Source organism: Methylobacterium sp. WL103 (assembly GCF_008039885.1).
Classification (GTDB): domain Bacteria; phylum Pseudomonadota; class Alphaproteobacteria; order Rhizobiales; family Beijerinckiaceae; genus Methylobacterium; species Methylobacterium cerastii.
On sequence record NZ_VRUX01000500.1, the window covers coordinates 1 to 3,175 of the forward strand.

Sequence of the window (3,175 nt, forward strand, 5' to 3'; positions counted from 1 at the left end):
TCCTGCGCCGCCTCGCGCCGATCGCCGAGGAGGCGATCCCGGCACGGCTCCGGGTGGCCAACATTCGCCCGCGACGTCGGTTCGTCGGCGGGGGCTGGTTCCCCATGGCGGCTGCAGCCGTGCTCTGCCTTGCGCTCGGCGGTGCCGGCGGCTGGGTCGGCCATGCCCTGCGCGGCGGACCCGCGACGGCGATGGTGGCGGAGGAACCGGCGACGCAGGACGCGGTCGCGGCCTTTCGCACCTTCGTGGTCGAGGTGGTGCATCCGGTGGAGGTGCGCGCCGACGAGAAGCCCCACCTCGTGACGTGGCTCTCGAAGCGCCTCGGTCACGCGGTAGCGGCCCCCGATCTCGCGGCCCAAGGGTTTCGCCTGATGGGCGGGCGGCTGCTGCCGGCCGGCGCCGAATCCGCAGCGATGCTAATGTACGACGACGACCGTGGAACCCGCCTGACGCTTTACAGCCGCGTCGGAGACGGCGATGGGCGAACGCTCTTCCGCTTCGCCCGAGAGGGCGACATCGCTGCCTTCTCCTGGGTCGATGGCGGCATGTCTTACGTCGTCACCGGCCGCACCGACGAGGCGCGGCTGTTGACGGTCGCCCAGGCCGTTGATGCTCAGGTGCGTGGCCTCGCGCCGGACCGACGGAAGCCGTGACCCTCGACCAGCTTCGCATCTTCGTGGCGGTAGCCGACCGGCAGCACGTGACGCGGGCTGCCCAGGCGCTGAACCTCGTCCAATCGGCGGTCAGCACGGCGATCGCCAACATCGAGGGGCGGCACGCGACGAAACTCTTTCACCGGGTCGGCCGTGGGATCGAACTTACCGAGGCGGGGCGTGTGTTCCTCGTCGAGGCTCGCGCGGTGCTCGCCCGGGCGGAAGCCGCCGAACTGGTGCTCGCCGACCTCAGCGGCCTACGACGCGGGACGCTGGCGCTGTTTGCCAGCCAGACTATCGCCAGCGACTGGCTGCCGCGCCACCTCGTTGCCTTCCGCCGCGCCTACCCTGAGATCGCCATCCGCTTGGCCGTGGGCAACACCACCGACGCCGCCGACGCGGTGCGCGCGGGCACGGCCGAACTCGGCTTCGTCGAGGGGGCGCTGGACGACCCGACGCTTGCGAGCACCACCATCGCGCGGGACCAACTCGTCCTCGTGGTCGCCCCAACACATCCCTTCACAGGGACGACCGCGCTCGAACCCGAGGACCTTGCCGGGGCCGATTGGGTGCTGCGCGAGGCGGGATCGGGAACCCGCTCGGCCTTCGAGGCAGCGCTCACGGAGGCCGGTCTGGCCGTGGCCCGGCTTCGGGTCACGCTCGAACTGCCTTCCAACGAGGCGGTCCGCGCCGCCGTCGAGGCCGGAGGTGGGGCCGCCGTCCTGTCCGAGACCGTGGTCGCCGCAGCGCTTCAAGCCGGGACCCTGGTACGGGCGGCGTTCGATTTGCCAAGCCGACCGTTCCGGGTGCTGCGCCACAAGGAGCGCTACCGCAGCCGGGCCGCCGACGCGTTGCTCGACCTGATCGCGACGGCAGATGCCGGATGAGCGATCCTGCAAAACCCGTGCCCCCCGACGACCCGCGGGTGAGGCTCGCCGAGGACCGGACCGTGCTGGCGGCCGAGCGCACCTTCGTGGCGTGGCTTCGCACCGGGCTCGCCTTCCTCGGCGTCGGCCTGGCCGCGCAGCGCTTCCTGCGAGAGGTGCTGGCGGTCTGGCCACTGAAGGTGCTGTCGCTCACGCTGATCGCCTGTGCGCTCGCCTCGTTCGCCGGCGCCGCATGGCGAGACCGGGCGATTCGGGCGCGACTCGCCCATGCCGAGATCCCGATGATGCCGCGCATCCTCACCGTCGGGGTTGCGGCCCTGCTGATCGCGATCTCGGGCCTTGCGGCCACCGCCCTGCTCTGGGCATGACGGTCAGGCCACCGTTACCCGCACCCGGTGCCAGGCGGCGCTGAGGTAGCCCTTGTAGTTCCAGGTGTCGTCCGGCGCCGCAGGCTGGGTCTGGCCGGCGGAATCCCAGGCCCGCACCGCGAGTTCGTGCTCGCCGGTCGTCAGCTCGCAGTCGATCTCCCAGAACGTCCAGGCGTAGGGCGCGTCCGCATCGCGGTCGATCCGGGCCTGCGCCCAGCTGCGACCGCCATCCGTCGAGACGTCGACGCGGGCGACCGCGCGGTCACTGGCGATGGCGTAGCCGCGGATCGCGTGCCGGCCGGCCTTCAACGCTGCGCCGCGGGCGGGCTCGCAGATCGCGCTGTTGAGCGGCATCGCCTCGATGGTGATGCCGTGGACGGGGTCCGCGGTCTCGGCGGTCACGTCGGGCGGAAACAGCTTGTAGTCGTCGGCCTGCATCGGGTTGTCGGAGGGGTGATCCTGCACCGTGATGCGGGCGAGCCATTTCGGGCTGCGGATGCCGGCAAAGCCCGGTACCACCACGCGCAACGGATGGCCGTGCTCGGGGGCGAGAGGCTCGCCGTTCATCGCGAAGGCGAGCAGCGTCTCGGGGGCGAGAGCCTTGGCGAGCGGGATCGAGGCGCCGAAGCGCGTGTCCGTATGGGCGATCCGGTCGTGGCTCTCGAAGGCGACGTGACGTGCGCACCCCGCGTCGAGGCCGGCCGCGCGCAGGACGTCGGCGAGGCGCACGCCGGTCCATTCCGCGTTACCGATGGCGCCGGCCGCCCACGGGTCGCCGGCGACCGGGGCCACCGCCAACATGTCCGCCCGGCGGTTGCCGGCGCATTGCATGACTGCCGTGACGGTGATGGGTGCGAACCGCGCCTTGAGGTCGGCGACGGACAGGTCGAGCGGCGTCGCGATCATCCCGTCGACGGTCAGGCGGTAGCCGTCGGCGTCGAGATCCGGGATATTCCCGTGGCTGCGGACGTAGAAGTCGGCCTGATCGGTGAGGAAGGCGGCGCGTAGGCGATCGAGCGGCGGCTCGGCGTTGTAGGGCGCCTTTCCGTGGACGATGAGGCGGTCCTTGCGCTGGAACAGGCCGAGCATGGGGTCTTTGTCCTGCGTTCGTGACGTGTCGACGACGAGAACGCGCCGGGGGCGATAAGGCCCCCGGCGCGCGTCGCCTCAGGGCTTCATCGTCGAGATGACCGCGTTCTTCGCCCGGTCCACCACGGCGACGCTGAGGTCGCGGTTGAGGACGTAGGCGTGGGCGTTGTCGGCCGAG

Annotated in this window: 4 protein-coding genes; 3 read left to right on the forward strand and 1 reads right to left on the reverse strand. The window is 71.4% G+C overall.

Features of this window, described 5'->3' with window-relative positions; genetic code table 11:
• The 3 genes from FV222_RS21250 to FV222_RS21260 form a co-directional block, all read left to right on the forward strand.
• On the forward strand, positions 1 to 653 hold a 653-nt coding region (locus FV222_RS21250; RefSeq protein ID WP_147815579.1), incomplete at its 5' end, for an anti-sigma factor.
• Positions 650 to 1,540 carry a LysR family transcriptional regulator gene (locus tag FV222_RS21255; RefSeq protein WP_147815580.1) on the forward strand — a complete coding sequence of 297 codons (891 nt, stop codon included), beginning with the start codon at positions 650 to 652 and terminating at the stop codon, positions 1,538 to 1,540. The genes FV222_RS21250 and FV222_RS21255, both read left to right, overlap by 4 nt.
• A complete protein-coding gene (locus FV222_RS21260) occupies positions 1,537 to 1,908 on the forward strand; it encodes a DUF202 domain-containing protein (protein ID WP_147815581.1) in 372 nt (123 codons plus the stop codon). The genes FV222_RS21255 and FV222_RS21260 overlap by 4 nt, the downstream gene beginning before the upstream one ends.
• A gap of 3 nt (positions 1,909 to 1,911) precedes the next feature.
• Here FV222_RS21260 and FV222_RS21265 read toward each other — a convergent pair whose 3' ends face one another.
• Positions 1,912 to 2,997, reverse strand: a complete 1,086-nt coding sequence (locus FV222_RS21265; RefSeq protein ID WP_147815582.1) for a sulfite oxidase — start codon at positions 2,995 to 2,997, stop codon at positions 1,912 to 1,914.
• Between the last annotated feature and the right edge of the window lie 178 nt (positions 2,998 to 3,175).

Excerpts from the sequence above, each read along its gene's own strand:
- FV222_RS21260 (WP_147815581.1), top strand. The coding sequence starts at position 1,537 with ATGAGCGATCCTGCAAAACCCGTGCCCCCCGACGACCCGCGGGTGAGG.
- FV222_RS21265 (WP_147815582.1), bottom strand. The coding sequence starts at position 2,997 with ATGCTCGGCCTGTTCCAGCGCAAGGACCGCCTCATCGTCCACGGAAAG.